At 66.5% G+C, this 15,469-nt stretch carries 16 protein-coding genes; 12 read left to right on the forward strand and 4 right to left on the reverse strand.

The genetic code is table 11. From position 1 onward, the window contains the following. Positions 1–31 precede the first annotated feature (31 nt). From RVY76_RS03215 to RVY76_RS03225, 3 genes are read left to right on the forward strand one after another with little or no spacing between them, the layout of a single operon-like run. Positions 32–1,012 carry a tripartite tricarboxylate transporter substrate binding protein gene (locus RVY76_RS03215; RefSeq protein ID WP_317375800.1) on the forward strand — a complete coding sequence of 327 codons (981 nt, stop codon included), beginning with the start codon at positions 32–34 and terminating at the stop codon, positions 1,010–1,012. Positions 1,013–1,019: 7 nt separating this feature from the next. Then, complete coding sequence (locus tag RVY76_RS03220; RefSeq protein ID WP_317375801.1) at positions 1,020–1,466, forward strand: tripartite tricarboxylate transporter TctB family protein; 447 nt, start codon at positions 1,020–1,022, stop codon at positions 1,464–1,466. A 7-nt stretch (positions 1,467–1,473) separates the two neighbouring features. Further along, positions 1,474–2,979 (forward strand): tripartite tricarboxylate transporter permease, encoded by a 1,506-nt coding sequence (locus RVY76_RS03225; RefSeq protein ID WP_317375802.1) that lies wholly within the window; start codon positions 1,474–1,476, stop codon positions 2,977–2,979. A 15-nt stretch (positions 2,980–2,994) separates the two neighbouring features. Here the strand turns inward: RVY76_RS03225 and RVY76_RS03230 are convergent, their stop codons facing one another. Further along, the gene (locus tag RVY76_RS03230; RefSeq protein ID WP_317375803.1) at positions 2,995–3,756 is read right to left on the reverse strand and encodes a DeoR/GlpR family DNA-binding transcription regulator; all 762 of its coding nucleotides are present in this window, start codon (positions 3,754–3,756) and stop codon (positions 2,995–2,997) included. Between the two features lie 346 nt (positions 3,757–4,102). On the opposite strand from RVY76_RS03230, the gene RVY76_RS03235 reads away from it, so the two are divergent. The 9 genes from RVY76_RS03235 (at position 4,103) to tdh (ending at position 13,169) form a co-directional block, all read left to right on the forward strand. After that, positions 4,103–5,188 (forward strand): ABC transporter ATP-binding protein, encoded by a 1,086-nt coding sequence (locus tag RVY76_RS03235; protein WP_317375805.1) that lies wholly within the window; start codon positions 4,103–4,105, stop codon positions 5,186–5,188. After that, entirely contained in the window at positions 5,188–6,267 is a 1,080-nt protein-coding gene (locus RVY76_RS03240) for an ABC transporter ATP-binding protein (protein WP_317375807.1), read from the forward strand. Before RVY76_RS03235 ends, RVY76_RS03240 begins: the two co-directional genes overlap by 1 nt. Further along, positions 6,264–7,136 (forward strand): sugar ABC transporter permease, encoded by an 873-nt coding sequence (locus tag RVY76_RS03245; RefSeq protein WP_317375808.1) that lies wholly within the window; start codon positions 6,264–6,266, stop codon positions 7,134–7,136. Before RVY76_RS03240 ends, RVY76_RS03245 begins: the two co-directional genes overlap by 4 nt. After that, positions 7,133–8,026: a carbohydrate ABC transporter permease gene (locus RVY76_RS03250; protein WP_317375809.1), complete on the forward strand. Its 894-nt coding sequence runs from the start codon at positions 7,133–7,135 to the stop codon at positions 8,024–8,026. Before RVY76_RS03245 ends, RVY76_RS03250 begins: the two co-directional genes overlap by 4 nt. Before the next feature lie 67 nt (positions 8,027–8,093). Next, on the forward strand, positions 8,094–8,366 hold the full coding sequence (locus RVY76_RS03255) for a DUF2160 domain-containing protein (protein WP_317375810.1): 273 nt from the start codon (positions 8,094–8,096) through the stop codon (positions 8,364–8,366). 39 nt (positions 8,367–8,405) lie between these two features. Then, complete coding sequence (locus RVY76_RS03260; RefSeq protein WP_317375811.1) at positions 8,406–10,124, forward strand: ABC transporter substrate-binding protein; 1,719 nt, start codon at positions 8,406–8,408, stop codon at positions 10,122–10,124. 169 nt (positions 10,125–10,293) lie between these two features. Continuing rightward, positions 10,294–10,854 carry an XRE family transcriptional regulator gene (locus RVY76_RS03265; RefSeq protein ID WP_317376702.1) on the forward strand — a complete coding sequence of 187 codons (561 nt, stop codon included), beginning with the start codon at positions 10,294–10,296 and terminating at the stop codon, positions 10,852–10,854. Positions 10,855–10,941: 87 nt separating this feature from the next. Further along, positions 10,942–12,129 carry a glycine C-acetyltransferase gene (locus tag RVY76_RS03270; protein WP_317375813.1) on the forward strand — a complete coding sequence of 396 codons (1,188 nt, stop codon included), beginning with the start codon at positions 10,942–10,944 and terminating at the stop codon, positions 12,127–12,129. An 11-nt stretch (positions 12,130–12,140) separates the two neighbouring features. Continuing rightward, the gene (tdh, locus tag RVY76_RS03275) at positions 12,141–13,169 is read left to right on the forward strand and encodes an L-threonine 3-dehydrogenase (RefSeq protein WP_317375815.1); all 1,029 of its coding nucleotides are present in this window, start codon (positions 12,141–12,143) and stop codon (positions 13,167–13,169) included. A 159-nt stretch (positions 13,170–13,328) separates the two neighbouring features. Here tdh and RVY76_RS03280 read toward each other — a convergent pair whose 3' ends face one another. The 3 genes from RVY76_RS03280 to RVY76_RS03290 are packed head-to-tail and all read right to left on the reverse strand — an operon-like array spanning position 13,329 to position 15,462. Further along, the gene (locus tag RVY76_RS03280; protein ID WP_317375816.1) at positions 13,329–14,135 is read right to left on the reverse strand and encodes an amino acid ABC transporter ATP-binding protein; all 807 of its coding nucleotides are present in this window, start codon (positions 14,133–14,135) and stop codon (positions 13,329–13,331) included. Then, positions 14,132–14,800, reverse strand: a complete 669-nt coding sequence (locus RVY76_RS03285) for an amino acid ABC transporter permease (RefSeq protein WP_317375818.1) — start codon at positions 14,798–14,800, stop codon at positions 14,132–14,134. Before RVY76_RS03285 ends, RVY76_RS03280 begins: the two co-directional genes overlap by 4 nt. Further along, entirely contained in the window at positions 14,797–15,462 is a 666-nt protein-coding gene (locus tag RVY76_RS03290) for an amino acid ABC transporter permease (RefSeq protein ID WP_317375820.1), read from the reverse strand. The genes RVY76_RS03285 and RVY76_RS03290 overlap by 4 nt, the downstream gene beginning before the upstream one ends. Positions 15,463–15,469: the final 7 nt, after the last annotated feature.

Below are 15,469 nucleotides of genomic sequence, written 5' to 3' on the forward strand. Positions count from 1 at the left end.
CCTTGCGCGCAGCCAAGGAGGAGACCTCAGAATGACCATTCAGATCACGCGCCGCGCCGCGCTGGGATGCGCGCTCGCCCTCGCGGCCGGGCCCGCTTTCGCGCAGGACGGCTGGCCCTCCGGGCCGCTCCACATCTATGTCGGCTTTCCGGCCGGCTCGTCGCCCGACACGCTCGCCCGCATCGTGACGGAGCCGCTGGCCGAACGGCTTGGCCAGCCCGTCGTGATCGAGAACCGCCCCGGCGCGGGCGGCGTCATCGGCGTGCAGCAGATGCTCGCCAATGCGGATGGCGACGACCTGACCTTCGGCACCACGATCAACGGGCCGCTCACGACCGCGCCGCGGATGATGGGCGATACCGGCTACGACGTGGAGGCCGACATCGCCCCCGTCACGCTGATCGCCACGTCGCCGCTGGTCCTCGCGGTCTCGACCTCCTCGGGGATCGAGGATCTCGAAGGCTTCGTCGAGGCCGCGGGCGCCGAACCCGACGCCATCGCCTACGGGTCGGTCGGGCAGGGGTCCGGCGCGCATCTGACGGCCGAGCTCTTTGCCGAGGATGCGGGCGTCGAGATGCTGCACATCCCCTTCACGAGCTATGCCGAGGTCACGACCTCGATCATGGGCGGCGAGATCGACGCGGGCTTCATGGCCCCTTCGGCGGCTTTGCCGCATGTCGAGGGCGGGGGCATGCGGATGCTGGGCATCACATCGTCCGAGCCCTTCGCGCAGGCCCCCGACGTGCCGGTCATCGCGGGAAAGGCGGGCCTTCCCGACGATTTCCGCGCCGAACTCTGGAACGGCTTCATCGCGCCCGCGGGCACCGACCCGGCCGTGATCGAGCGGCTGACGACCGAGATCGACGAGATCCTGCAGGACGAAGGCGTGCAGGACCAGCTGCTGGCCATCGGCTGGCAGGCGGCCCCCGGCACGGCGGACGAGATGGCGCAACGCATCTCGGCCGATACCGAGATGTGGGGCACCGTCATCGACCGCATCGAGGCGGAGTAGGTCCGGCATGCGGCGCGACTGGCCCGATATCCTGGGCGGGCTCGCCCTCGCCGCGATCGGCGCGGCGGCGGCGGGCTGGGCCCTGGTCCATTACGATGCGGGATCGCTCAGGCAGATGGGGCCGGGGGCCTTTCCGCTCGTGCTAGGCGCGATGCTCGCGGTCATCGGGCTGGTCGTGGCGCTGCCCGCGCTCGGGCGGGCGGGCGATGCCCCCGCGGTCGAGCCTTGGGCGGCGGTGGCAGTGCTGGCCTCCATCCTCGTCTTCGGGCTGGGGCTGCGGCCGCTCGGGCTGGTCGTGGCGTCCTTCGCGGGCGTCGTCGTCGCGACATTGCCCGCGCCGCGGCGGGGATGGGTCTGGCGGATCTGCCTCGCGGTCGTGGTGACGGCCCTGACGGTGCTGATCTTCCGTGCGGGGCTGCAGATGTCGCTGCCGCTCTGGCCGCGAGGGGTCTGAACGCGCGATGGGAACCTGGGAAGGACTCCTCACGGGGCTGAGCTTCGCGTTGCAGCCGGGGGTGCTGGTCTATTGCGTGCTGGGCGTCGTGCTCGGGACGTTCGTGGGCGTGCTGCCGGGGATCGGTGCGATGGCGGCGATCTCGCTTCTGCTGCCGATCACCTATTACATCTCGGCCGAGGCCGCGCTCATCATGCTGGCGGGCGTCTATTACGGCGCGCAATACGGCGGCGCGGTCGCGTCGATCCTGATGCGGCTGCCCGGAACGCCGCAATCTGCGGTCACAGCGCTCGACGGTTATCCGATGGCCCGTTCGGGACGGGCGGGGCCCGCCCTTTTCGCCGCGATGGCGTCGTCCTTCGCGGGGTCGGTCATCGGGATCGTGGTTCTCGTGCTGATGGCGGGATGGCTGTCGCGCGTGGCGGTGGCCTTCGGGGCGGCCGATTACGCGGCGATGATGGTGCTGGGCCTCGTCGCGGCCTCGACGATCGGCAGCGCACGGCCCGCAAAGGGTTTCGCAATGATCGTTCTGGGCATGCTGCTGGGCTGCATCGGGACGGACGTGAATTCGGGCGTCATGCGCTACACGTTCGGGCAGACGGAGCTGCTCGACGGGGTGAACCTCGTCGCGCTCGCCATGGGGCTTTTCGGGGTGGCCGAGGTGATCGGCAATGTCCGCGACCCCGAGCGGCAATCCGTGGCCGAACGGATCGGCCTGCGGCAGATGACGCCCACGCGCGACGATCTACGGCGCATGGCCTTTCCGACCCTGCGCGGGGGGGCGCTGGGCAGCTTCTTCGGGACGCTGCCGGGGACGGGATCGACGCTGTCGTCATTCCTGAGCTACGCGATGGAGCGGCGCGTCGCGCGGCGGCCCGAACGCTTCGGCGAGGGCGCGATCGAGGGCGTGTCGGGGCCCGAGGCCGCGAACAATTCGGCGGCGATCACGGCCTTCGTGCCGACGCTGACGCTGGGAATTCCGGGCGATCCGATCATGGCGCTGATGCTGGGCGCGCTCGTCATCCACGGGGTGCAGCCGGGTCCGATGATGCTCGACGCGCGGCCGGAGATGTTCTGGGGCCTCGTGGCGAGCTTCGGGATCGGCAACCTGCTGCTTCTGATCCTGAACCTGCCGCTGATCGGGATCTGGGTCGCGCTGCTGCGGATCCCGTTCCGCTGGCTCTATCCGGCGATCCTGATCTTCATCTGTCTGGGCGTCTATTCGGTCAGGGGGCTGACCTACGACATCGTCGCGGTCGCGGCGATCGGCCTCGGGGGGTATCTGCTGGCGCTTGCGCGGTTCTCGCCCGCGCTGCTGCTTCTGGGTTTCGTGCTGGGGCCGCTGATCGAGACGAACCTGCGGCGCGCGCTGCTGATCAGCCGGGGCGATCCGATGGTGTTCCTCGAGCGTCCGATCTCGGCCGCGTTCGTCGCGGCGATCGCGGGGCTGCTGGTGCTGTCGGCGGTGCAGGCGGTGCGGCGGCGGCGCGCGACCACGATCCCGCCGCGCTGAGGCGGGCGGCCCGGTTCAGCCGGCGCTGGTGATCGCGACGCCCGCGTCGCGGCAGCGCGCGGCGAAGCGGTCGGGCGGGGCCGCGTCGGTGAAGATGCGGTGCAGATCGGCGAGCGAGGCCACGCGCACGGGGGCCTTGCGCCCGAATTTCGAGCTGTCGACCGCGAGGAAGACCTGTCGCGCATGTTGCAGGATGGCGCGGGTCACGCCGACCTCCTGCATGTCGTAATCGAGCAGGTCGCCCTCGTCGTCGATGGCCGAGCATCCGATCACGGCGATGTCGAACTTGAACCGCCGGATCGAGGTCGTCGCGACATCGCCCATCAGGCCGCCATCGGACCGCCTGAGCACGCCGCCGGTGACGACGACGTTGCAATCGGGATTGTCGGCGAGGATCTGGCCCACATTCATGTTGTTCGTCACGACGAGCAGGTTGCGATGCGACAGCATGTGGCGCGCGACGGCCTCGGTCGTGGTGCCGATATTGAGGAATACCGAGCATTCGTCGGGGATCGCGCCCGCGCAGGCCTGCGCGATGGCGGCCTTGGCCTCGGCGTTGAGTTCTCGCCGGTCCTGGTAGCCGATATTGGAGGTCCCCGACGGCAGGACGGCACCGCCATGCACGCGTTCGAGGCGTCCGGCCTCGGCCAGATCGGCGAGGTCGCGGCGGATCGTCTGGAGCGTCACACCGAAATGCGCCGACAGCCCCTCGACCGTGACCTTGCCCTCGCGGCGGGCGATGTCGATGATCTCGGGGTGCCTGATGGTCTGCGACATCGAGTCCTCCGCGAAGATCGGGTGCCGCGATCTTCGTTTGTGCAAAGCCGGTTTTCGTGCATTTTCGCGAATGCAGGATTTTTTGGCAATAGCGATGCGTTTTGCAGGCAGGATCGGATAAGGGCAGAGGATACAGAGACTTACGCTGGGTCAAGATTGGGCAAAACGAAAGAGAGCGAACATGGCTCTTTTCAAGTCCGCGGGAATCACCTAGCGTTTCGCCATATCGAGACGGTGTCGTCGGGTTGGGAGGCCCGGCGGATGCCCCGAACGGCCCCGCGCGCCTTGCAAGATGGCGGGCGGGGGCGGGCAGGCGGCACGGCGGGCTCGATCAGGGAGGCATATCGTGACGCTGACGTTGGAAAACGTATCGAAGGTCGTCGGAGGGCGGACGCATGTCCACCCGACGGACCTGACGCTCGAGAAAGGCACGATGAACGTGCTGCTCGGCCCGACGCTCGCCGGGAAGACGTCGCTCATGCGGCTGATGGCGGGGCTCGACCAGCCGAGCGGGGGCCGCGTGCTCTGGAACGGCGAGGACGTGACCGGGCAGCGCGTGCAGGACCGCAAGGTCGCGATGGTCTACCAGCAATTCATCAACTACCCCTCGATGAGCGTCTACGACAACATCGCCTCGCCGCTGCGGCTGATGGGGATCGGTCGGGAGGAGATCGACCGGCGGGTGCGCGAGACGGCCGACCTCATGCAGCTGGGCCCGCAGATCGACCGCAAGCCGCTGGAGCTGTCGGGCGGGCAGCAGCAGCGCTGCGCGCTGGCGCGCGCGCTCGTCAAGGATGCGGGGCTCGTCCTGCTCGACGAGCCGCTGGCCAATCTCGACTACAAGCTGCGCGAGGAGCTGAGGGCCGAGATCCCGCGGATCTTCGAGAAATCGGGCGCGATCTTCGTCTATGCCACGACCGAGCCCGAGGAGGCGCTGTTGCTGGGCGGCCATTGCGCGACGCTCTGGGAGGGGCGTGTGACGCAGTTCGGGCCGACGCCGGTCGTGTACCGCAAGCCGGCGGATGCGACGACGGCGCGGGTGTTCTCGGACCCGCCGATGAACTTCGTCGAGGTCGAGAAGACCGGCGGGACGCTGCGCTTCGGCGCGGGGGCCGAGATGTCCGCGGACCGGCTGGGCGGCGATGTCGCGGAGGGGAGCTACATGGCGGGGTTCCGGCCGAACCATCTGTCGCTCGACCCCGAGGAGGGGGCGATCCGCTTCGACACGGTGCTGCGCGTGACCGAGATCACCGGGTCCGAGACCTTCGTCCATGTCGAGCACGAGGGCGCGCGCTGGGTCGGGCTGGTCCACGGCATCAGGCACCTGACGCCGGGCGAGTCGCTGGCCGTCTATCTCAGGCCGCGGCACGTCTATCTCTTCGGGGCGGACGGCACGCTCGCCCGGCCCGCGACCTATGCGGAGGCCGCGTGATGGCCAAGATTACCCTCGACACGCTCGCCCACAGCTATCACCCGGACCCGAAATCGCCGTCGGATTTCGCGCTGCAGGAGCTCAACCACGACTGGACCGACGGCGAGGCCTATGCGCTGCTGGGGCCGTCGGGCTGCGGCAAGTCAACGCTCCTCAACATCATCTCGGGGCTGCTGATCCCGAGCCACGGCCGCGTGCTCTTCGACGGGAAGGACGTGACGCATCTGCCGACGGCGGATCGCAACATCGCGCAGGTGTTCCAGTTTCCGGTCGTCTACGACACGATGAGCGTGCGCGAGAACCTGGCCTTTCCGCTGAGGAACCGGAAGCTTCCGCAATCGGAAATCGCGGATCGCGTGGGCCGCGTGGCGCGGATGATCGACATGGAGGACGTGCTCGACCGGCGGGCGGCGGGTCTGACGGCGGATGCCAAGCAGAAGATCAGCCTGGGCCGGGGGATGGTGCGCGACGACGTGAACGCGCTGCTCTTCGACGAGCCGCTGACCGTGATCGACCCGCACATGAAATGGGAGCTTCGCACCCAGCTCAAGACGCTGCACCGCGAGTTCGGGCACACGATGATCTACGTCACCCACGACCAGACCGAGGCGCTGACCTTCGCCGACAAGGTGGTGGTGATGCATGACGGGCGCGTGGTGCAGATCGGCACGCCCGACGAGCTGTTCGAGCGGCCGGCCCATACCTTCGTCGGCTATTTCATCGGCTCGCCCGGCATGAACCTGTTCGATGCGCGGATCGACGGGACCAAGGCGGTGATCGCGGGCACGCAGTTCGACCTCGGGACGAGCTATGCCACGCGGGGCGGCGCGACCAAGATCGGCGTGCGCCCGGAATATATCCGCCTGGGCGAGCACGGGCTGCCCGCGCGCGTGCGCCGGGTCGAGGATGTCGGGCGGCACAAGATCGTGCGCCTCGACATGTCGGGGCAGGAGGTCGCGGCCATCGTGAACGAGGGGGCGCGCGTTCCGGACGGGGGAACCCACGTCCAGTTCGTCGAGGGCGGCGTCAATGTCTACGAGGACGAATGGCGCGTCCCGTCGAAAGGAGAGGCGGCATGAAGACCGACAATCAGAAGGCGTGGTTCCTCGTCCTGCCGGTGCTGGTGCTGGTGGCGTTCTCGGCGGTGGTGCCGCTGATGACGGTGGTCAATTATTCGGTGCAGGACACGTTCGGCAACAACCAGTTCTTCTGGGCCGGCCTCGCCTGGTTCGACGAGATGCTCCATTCGGAGCGGATGTGGAACGCGCTGGGCCGACAGATCGTCTTTTCGGGCATCATCCTCGCCATCGAGGTGCCGCTGGGGATCTTCGTCGCGCTCAACATGCCGAAGAAGGGGGTCTGGGCGTCCTTCTGCCTCGTGCTCATGTCGCTGCCGCTGCTCATCCCGTGGAACGTGGTGGGCACGATCTGGCAGATCTTCGGGCGGGTCGATATCGGGCTTCTGGGCCATACGCTCGACGCGCTCGGGATCGACTACAACTACACGCAGGGCTTCTACGCGGCCTGGGCCACGGTCATCGCGATGGATGTCTGGCACTGGACGTCGCTGGTGGCGCTGCTGGCCTATGCGGGGCTGCGCTCGATCCCCGATGCCTATTACCAGGCCGCGCGGATCGATCAGGCGAGCCGCTGGTCGGTCTTTCGCTATATCGAGCTGCCGAAGATGCGGGGCGTGCTGACCATCGCGATCCTCCTGCGCTTCATGGACAGCTTCAAGATCTACACCGAACCCTTCGTGCTGACCGGCGGGGGACCGGGCAACGCCACGACCTTCCTGTCGATCGACCTCGTGAAGATGGCGCTGGGGCAGTTCGACCTCGGGCCCGCGGCGGCGTTCAGCCTGATGTATTTCCTCGTCATCATGGTGATTTCCTACGTCTTCTACATCGTGATGACCAATCTCGACAAAGAGGAGAGCGGCCGATGACCGATACGAGCACGGCCGCCCCCGGTGCGGCGCATCTGCCCGGCGACGTGACCGAGGCGAATGCCAACACCAAACTCAGGCGCGGCGCGCGGATCAACGGATCGGCCGTGGTGATGACGCTCTACCTGCTGTTCCTGCTGATCCCGATCTACTGGCTCGTGAACATGAGCCTGAAGACCAATGCCGAGATCCTGGGGAACTTCTCGCTCTGGCCGCAGGATCTGACGTTCCAGAATTACGAGACGATCCTGACCGATGCGTCGTGGTACATGGGCTACGTCAACTCGCTGATCTACGTGCTGATGAACACGGTGATCTCGATCGCCGTGGCGCTGCCCGCGGCCTATGCGTTCAGCCGCTACAATTTCATGGGCGACAAGCACCTGTTCTTCTGGCTGCTGACGAACCGCATGGCCCCGCCGGCCGTCTTCGCGCTGCCCTTCTTCCAGCTCTATTCCTCGGTCGGGCTCTTTGACACGCATATCGCCGTGGCACTGGCGCATTGCCTCTTCAACGTGCCGCTGGCGGTCTGGATTCTCGAAGGTTTCATGCGGGGCGTCCCGAAGGAGATCGACGAGACCGCCTATATCGACGGCTATTCCTTCGGGCGGTTCTTCCTGAGGATCTTCATGCCGCTGATCTCGAGCGGGATCGGCGTGGCCGCGTTCTTCTGCTTCATGTTCTCGTGGGTCGAGCTGTTGCTGTCGCGCACGCTGACGAGCGTCGACGCCAAGCCCATCGCGGCCACGATGACGCGAACGCAGGGGGCGGGCGGGCTCGACTGGGGCGTACTGGCGGCGGCGGGCGTGCTGACGATCATTCCCGGCGCGCTCGTGATCTATTTCGTGCGCAACTACATCGCCAAGGGCTTTGCCCTGGGGAGGGTGTGATGGTCGTGACCGCGATCCGGCACCCCCGAAGGGCCATGCGGGCCGGTTCAACGGAAGGAGCGGCGTGATGGCGTGGATGGCTTGGACATGGCCCACGGCGGCCTTCTTCGTGATCATCGCGGCGATCCTGGGCGTGATGAGCTATCTCGCGATCCGCCATCCCGAGACGCCGCGCCGCGGTGTCCTCGGGATCGAGACGACGCGGGGGGACAGGCTCTTCATCGCGCTTCTGGCCGCGGCCTTCGTCAATCTCGCGTGGCTGGCGCTCGTGCCGGTCTCGCAATGGGGGGCGCTTCTCGCGTCCCTCGTCCTCGCCGCGGTGATCTTTCGCACGGTCTGAGGGCACATACGTCGCGTTCCGAATAACTGGGAGGTAAACATGAACGCCCTATTGAAATCGACAACCGCGCTGACGGTGGCGGCCGCGCTTTCCGCGCCGGCCTTCGCCGGCATGGAGGAGGCGCAACAATTCCTCGACGCCGAGATCGGCGACATGTCCACGCTGTCCCGCGAGGAGCAGGAAGCGGAGATGCAGTGGTTCATCGACGCGGCCGAGGCGTTCCAGGGCATGGACATCAACGTCGTGTCCGAAACGATCACGACCCACGAATACGAGGCGCAGGTCCTGGCACCCGCCTTCAGCGCGATCACCGGCATCAACCTGACCCACGACCTCATCGGCGAGGGCGACGTGGTGGAACGTCTGCAGGTGCAGATGCAGTCGGGCCAGAACGTCTATGACGCCTTCGTCAACGACAGCGACCTGATCGGCACGCATTGGCGCTATGGCCAGGCGGTCAACCTGACGGACTGGATGGACGGGGAAGGGGCCGACGTGACGTCGCCCACGCTCGACCTCGAGGATTTCATCGGGCTGGAATTCACCACCGGGCCGGACGGCAATCTCTACCAGCTGCCCGACCAGCAATTCGCGAACCTCTACTGGTTCCGCTACGATTGGTTCAACGACGAGCAGACCAAGTCCGACTTCCAGGAGAAATACGGCTACGAGCTGGGCGTTCCGGTGAACTGGGCCGCCTACGAGGACATCGCCGAATTCTTCACCGGCCGCGACATGAGCTATATCGAGGGTGAGCCGACCTCGGTCTGGGGCAACATGGATTACGGCAAGAAGGACCCCTCTCTCGGCTGGCGGTACACCGATGCGTGGATGTCGATGGCCGGCATGGGCGACGCGGGCGAGCCGAACGGCCTGCCGGTCGACGAATGGGGCATCCGCGTGAACGAGGAGTCGCAGCCCGTGGGCGCCTGCATGGAACGCGGTGGGGCCACGAACTCGCCCGCGGCGGTCTATGCGGTCGAGAAGGCGATCGAGTGGCTGCAGAACTACTCGCCCCCCCAGGCCGCGGGCATGACCTTCTCCGAGGCCGGGCCGGTTCCGGGGCAGGGGGACATCGCGCAGCAGATGTTCATGTACACGACCTTCGTGGCACCGCTGGTCGACAGCCCCGCCGTCATGAACGAGGACGGCACGCCGAAATGGCGCCTGGCTCCCTCGCCGCACGGCGTCTACTGGGAAGAGGGGATGAAGGTCGGCTACCAGGACGTGGGATCCTGGACGATCCTCGATTCGACGCCCACCGACCGCGCCAAGGCCGCATGGCTCTATGCGCAGTTCGTCACCTCCAAGACGGTGGACGTGAAGAAGTCCGATGTGGGCCTGACCTTCATCCGCGAGAGCACGATCAAATCGGAGCATTTCACGGAACGTGCGCCGAGGCTCGGCGGGCTGGTCGAGTTCTATCGCTCGCCCGACCGCGTGCGCTGGTCGCCCACGGGGACGAACGTTCCCGACTATCCCAAGCTCGCGCAGCTCTGGTGGCAGAATATCGGTGATGCCATGTCGGGGGCCAAGACGACGCAGGAGGCGCTCGACACGCTCTGCGCCGATATGGAGAACGTCATGGAGCGGCTCGAACGGGCCGGCGTGCAGGGCGATCTCGGGCCCAAGCTGAACGAGCCCGAAAGTGCGGAATACTGGCTCGAACAGCCGGGCGCACCGAAGCCCGCGCTCGAGAGCGAGGACGAGGAGCCGCAGACGATCTCCTACGACGAGCTCGTCCAGTCCTGGCAGTAAGCCGGAGCGCATGACGGGCCGGAGCGCGCGATGCCGTGCTCCGGCCCGATACGGGCCGCCACCCCCGACGGGGTGCGCGGCCCTTTTCGCATTTGGCGGACCGCCTGCCGAGGGGGCGGGGCCGATTCCGGGCGCTGGAAAGACATGCATCGGGGATCTAGGTTCAGCGATCATGGAAAACCCCGATGCGATCCTTTCGCTGCTTCCCGAACGGCTCAGACGGGCGCGCCAGTCGCGGGGCCTGTCGCTCGACGCTGTGGCGCGGCTCTCGGGCGTGTCGCGCAGCATGGTCAGCCAGATCGAGCGGGGCGCGTCGTCGCCCACCGTCTCGACGCTGTGGAATTTGACGCGGGCGTTGGGAGTCGATTTCGCGGGATTGCTGGAGGAAAGCCGGGCGAGCGCGATCGAGGTGCTGCGCGCCGAAGACGTCCCGACGATCGCGAACAGGGGCACGGGATGCACGATCCGCATCCTGTCGCCGCCCGAGGATGCGGGGCGGCACGAAGTCTATGAGCTGCGGTTCGAGGAAGGCGGCGCGCTGTCCTCGACCGCGCATGCCCGTGGGACGCAGGAGAACGTGACGGTGATCGAGGGCGCGCTGACCGTGACGAGCGGCGCGGCGGCCCATCCCCTGCGCGCGGGCGAAACGGCACGCTATGCGGCGGACGTGCCGCACCGGCTCGAAGCCTGCGGGGCCGCGCGGGCCTTTCTCGTCGTGAAGGGCGGCTAGCGGATCGGGGCGGTTCCGGCATGCCTTCCACTATCGCGGAAATTCGTCCATCATGCCGGAACACGGCGCAATCACTGGAGAGGCCTCATGTCGGACCGTTTCATCGCAGACCTGCAGAAGACGCTTTCGGAGATCGATGCCGACGGCCTGATGAAGCAGGAGCGTCTCATCACGTCGGCCCAGTCCGCCGAGATCGCGGTGGGCGAGCGCGACGTCATAAATCTTTGCGCGAACAATTATCTGGGGCTCGCCGATCATCCCGACCTGATCCGCGTCGCGCGCGAGGCGATGGACGAGAAGGGCTTCGGCATGGCGTCTGTCCGGTTCATCTGCGGCACGCAGGACCTGCATCGCGACCTCGAGCGAAAGCTGGCGGAGTTCCTGAAAACGGACGATGCGATCCTGTTCGCGGCCTGTTTCGACGCGAACGGTGGCCTGTTCGAGCCGCTTCTGGGGCCCGAGGACGCGATCGTCTCGGACAGCCTGAACCACGCCTCGATCATCGACGGGATCAGGCTCTGCAAGGCCAAGCGCTATCGCTATGCCAACAGCGACATGGCGGATCTCGAAGCGAAGCTGAAGGAAGCGCGCGAGGCCGGCGCGCGCCATGTGATGATCGCGACTGACGGCGTCTTTTCCATGGACGGATATCTTGCCGATCTGCCGGGGATCAAGCGGCTGGCCGAGCAATACGATGCCATCGTGATGGTCGACGATTGCCATGCGACGGGCTTCATGGGCGATCGCGGCGCGGGCACGCCGGATCATTTCGGCCTTGAGGTCGACATCCTGACCGGGACGCTCGGCAAGGCGCTGGGCGGCGCGATGGGGGGCTATGTCGCGGGGCCGCAGGCTGTCATCGACCTGCTGCGCCAGCGCGCGCGGCCCTATCTCTTTTCCAACGCGTTGCCGCCCTCGATCGTGGCGGCCGGGATCGAGGCGATCCGCCTTGTCGAGGAGGGAAGCGGGTTGCGCGCCCGGCTTTTCGAGAATGCCGAATACTGGCGCGAGGGGCTGACGGGCCTGGGGTTCGAGCTGCTCGAAGGCGATCACCCGATCATTCCGGTGATGCTGGGCGATGCGAAGCTCGCGCAGAAGATGGCCGCGCGGCTCTTCGAGGAGGGGGTCTACGTGTCGGGGTTCTTCTATCCCGTGGTGCCGCGCGGAGAGGCGCGGCTGCGCACGCAGATGAGCGCGGCCTTCACCCGCGAGCAGCTGGACCGCGCGCTCGGGGCCTTCGGCAAGGTCGGCCGCGAGCTGGGCGTGATCGCGTGAGCGGGGGAACGATGAGGGCGCTGGAGAAGTCGCGGCCCGAAGAAGGCCTGTGGATGATCGAGGCACCGGTGCCCGAGATCGGCCCCGACGACGTGCTGATCCGCGTGAACGCGACCGGCATCTGCGGCACCGACATCCATATCTGGAACTGGGACGAGTGGGCGGCGGCGACTGTGCCCGCCCCGATGATCACCGGCCACGAATTCGCGGGCGAGATCGTCGAGATCGGCCGCAACGTCACCGGGCTCGAGATCGGTCAGCGATGTTCGGGCGAGGGGCATGTCGTGGGCGTCGAGAGCCGCCAGAGCCGGTCGGGCAAGTTCCACCTCGACCCAGGATCGCGCGGGATCGGCGTGAACGTGCAGGGGGCCTTTGCGGAATACCTGCGGCTGCCGGCCTTCAACGTCGTGCCGCTGCCCGACGACATTCCCGACGAGATCGGCGCGATCCTCGATCCGCTCGGCAATGCGGTCCACACCGCGTTGAGCTTCGATCTGCTGGGCGAGGACGTCCTGATCACCGGGGCCGGGCCGATCGGGATCATGGCCGCCGCCGTCGCGCGGCATGCTGGCGCGCGTCATGTCGTCATCACCGACGTCAATCCCGACCGTCTGACCCTCGCGCGGGAGGTCTGCCGGGATGTCCGGACGGTCGAGGTCGGCCGCGAGGATCTGCGCGATGTCGTGGCCGAGCTCGGGATGCGGCAGGGGTTCGACGTCGGGATGGAGATGTCGGGCAGCCAGCAGGCGCTCGACCAGATGGTCGAGAGCCTGATCATGGGCGGAAAGATCGCGCTCTTGGGCATTCCGCCGGGCAAGTCCCCGGTGGACTGGTCGCGTATCGTCTTCAAGGCCATCACGATCAAGGGCGTCTATGGCCGCGAGATGTTCGAGACCTGGTACAAGATGATCGCGATGCTGCAGAACGGTCTGGACGTGAGCCGCGTGATCACCCACCGGATGCCGGCCCACGAGTTCCGCGAAGGGTTTGCGGCGATGAAATCGGGCAAGTCCGGGAAGGTCGTCCTCGACTGGCGCTGAGGTGGCGGCCCTTCAGGGGGGATCTCCCAGGCACCCTGGGCGCCGAAGTTGTACGTGGGTCCACCGAACCAGACGGCGCTACGGTGTCCGATCGCCGGTTCGGACCGACCCGGGGCGGTGCGGCAGAGCTTCCGAGTGAAACCGCAGGGCTTCTCGCCGCTAAGACGGATCGTCGAACAGGCGGTTCCTGTCCGCCCAAGTCTGCAGGAACTTCTGCAAGCGCGGGCTTTGGGGCTTGCCGAGGACTGTCCTCGGCGCGCCTTCCTCGACGATGCGGCCTTCATCGATGAAGACCACACGGTCCGATACCTGTGCGGCGAAGCCCATCTCGTGAGTGACGACGACCATGGTCATCCCTTCCGCGGCGAGCGAGCGCATCACGTCCAGAACCTCGCCCACCAGTTCGGGGTCGAGCGCGGATGTCGGCTCGTCGAAGAGGATCACCTCCGGCCCGCCGGCCAATGCCCGGGCGATGCCAACGCGTTGTTGCTGGCCGCCCGACAGCTGCATCGGCCATGCATCCATGTGAGCGGCAAGTCCGACTTTCCGCAGCGCAAGCTCCGCGATTTCCCGTGCCTTGGCGCGGGGTATCTGCTGCACGACCATCAGCGGCTGCATGATGTTCTCGATCACCTTCAGGTGCGGCCAGAGATTGAACTGCTGGAACACCATCGCCACACGGCGGCGGGTGGCCTTGAGCGCTCTCTCGCTGGCCGGAATGCGGCGACCCCGGCGCTTGACGTAGTCGAGGTAATTGCCCTCGAGCGCCACTTCGCCCTCCTGGAAATCCTCGAGATGGTTGAGGCATCGCAGCAAGGTCGATTTCCCCGAACCGGATGGGCCGATGATGCAGAGCACCTCGCCCTTCTTCACCGACAGGGAGACGTTCTTCAGTACCTCCGTTTCGCCGTAGGATTTGTGCAGACGGCGGGCGCACAGCAAAGGCGTGGTGTCGATTTGGGTCATGAGCGCACCTCGAGATGACGGGTAATACGGGCTTCGATCAGACGTCCCATGCGGGCGGCAAATTCGACGAGGATCCAGTAGGTGATGGAGAGGGCGAGATAGGGTTCGACGAAGGTGAATGTCTCGATGTTCATCTTGCTGACCTGCGAGGTCATCTCGGGCACCGTGATCACCGACAGCAGGGCCGTATCCTTCAGCAGGAAGATGGCATTGTTGGTCATCGGCGGCATGACCGGCACCAGCACCTGAGGTGTCACGATGTGGCGCAGGGTCTTCCAGCGGGTATAGCCCAGAGCGCGCGCGGCCTCGATCTGGCCACGCGGGATCGCCTGCAATCCTCCGCGCACGATCTCGGTCGCATAGGCACCGCCGTAAAGCGTGAGGCCCAGAAGGCCCGCCTGCCAGGCATCGAGAGTCAGCCCGAGATGCGGCCCGCCGTAATAGAGAATGAAGAGCTGGATCAGCAGCGGTGTGCCGCGGAAGAAGCCGACATAGGCCGCGATCGCCATGCGCACCGGCCCGCGTGTCAGGGCGGCGACGAGGCCCAGCACAGACCCCACAATCAGCGACAGGACCAGCGAGGCAGCCCATGCGAGCACCGTGAGGACGAAGCCCCAGGCAAGGGCGGGCGCATAGGGAATGAGGTGATAGAAATCGAGCGTCACAGTCGAAACTCCTGCACCGAAACGGTCAGCCCACGCATGGAACGGTTTGCAGCCCAGGACAGGGCGATGTTCAGGATGAGGTAGAGAAACGCCGCCATCATGTACCATTCGAGCGGCTGATAGGTTCGCGCGACGATCGACTGGGCGACGCGGGTCAATTCGCTCACGCCCACGACCGACACCAGCGAGGACGCCTTCAGGATCGCGATCATCTCATTGACGATGGACGGAAGTGCCGACCTGAAAGCCTGCGGCAGCAGTATGTTGCGCCAGGTCTGAAGCTGTCCGTATCCCATGGCATGGGCGGCCTCGGCCTGACCTTTCGGCACCGCCAGGAAGCCGCCGCGGATGTTTTCCGCTTGATAGGCGGCGGTACAGGCACCGAGCCCCAATGCGCCGGCCACGAAGGACGGCAGTTCAAGTCCGACGAAAGGCAGCAAGTAGTAGATCAGGAGCAGTTGGACCAGGAGCGGCACGCCGCGGAAGAAGGAGATGTAGAAGCGTCCGAGAAGAACGAGGGGAGCCTTGCCGGACAGCACGCAGGCACAGACGGGCAGGGCTATGGCGAACCCGATCGCGATCCCTAAGGCCGAGATCGTCAGCGTCGTACCGGTGCTGAGGACCAGCAATACGACGGAGTCGAAGAAGGTGGTTTGGATCACGACTTGG

Origin of the sequence: Palleronia sp. LCG004, from assembly GCF_032931615.1 — a bacterium.
Lineage (GTDB): Bacteria > Pseudomonadota > Alphaproteobacteria > Rhodobacterales > Rhodobacteraceae > Palleronia.

Excerpts from the sequence above, each read along its gene's own strand:
- RVY76_RS03215 (WP_317375800.1), top strand. The coding sequence starts at position 32 with ATGACCATTCAGATCACGCGCCGCGCCGCGCTGGGATGCGCGCTCGCC.
- RVY76_RS03280 (WP_317375816.1), bottom strand. The coding sequence starts at position 14,135 with ATGACCCAAATCGACACCACGCCTTTGCTGTGCGCCCGCCGTCTGCAC.
- RVY76_RS03255 (WP_317375810.1), top strand. The coding sequence starts at position 8,094 with ATGGCGTGGATGGCTTGGACATGGCCCACGGCGGCCTTCTTCGTGATC.
- RVY76_RS03270 (WP_317375813.1), top strand. The coding sequence starts at position 10,942 with ATGTCGGACCGTTTCATCGCAGACCTGCAGAAGACGCTTTCGGAGATC.
- RVY76_RS03260 (WP_317375811.1), top strand. The coding sequence starts at position 8,406 with ATGAACGCCCTATTGAAATCGACAACCGCGCTGACGGTGGCGGCCGCG.
- RVY76_RS03225 (WP_317375802.1), top strand. The coding sequence starts at position 1,474 with ATGGGAACCTGGGAAGGACTCCTCACGGGGCTGAGCTTCGCGTTGCAG.
- RVY76_RS03250 (WP_317375809.1), top strand. The coding sequence starts at position 7,133 with ATGACCGATACGAGCACGGCCGCCCCCGGTGCGGCGCATCTGCCCGGC.
- RVY76_RS03245 (WP_317375808.1), top strand. The coding sequence starts at position 6,264 with ATGAAGACCGACAATCAGAAGGCGTGGTTCCTCGTCCTGCCGGTGCTG.
- RVY76_RS03230 (WP_317375803.1), bottom strand. The coding sequence starts at position 3,756 with ATGTCGCAGACCATCAGGCACCCCGAGATCATCGACATCGCCCGCCGC.
- RVY76_RS03220 (WP_317375801.1), top strand. The coding sequence starts at position 1,020 with ATGCGGCGCGACTGGCCCGATATCCTGGGCGGGCTCGCCCTCGCCGCG.
- RVY76_RS03240 (WP_317375807.1), top strand. The coding sequence starts at position 5,188 with ATGGCCAAGATTACCCTCGACACGCTCGCCCACAGCTATCACCCGGAC.
- tdh (WP_317375815.1), top strand. The coding sequence starts at position 12,141 with ATGAGGGCGCTGGAGAAGTCGCGGCCCGAAGAAGGCCTGTGGATGATC.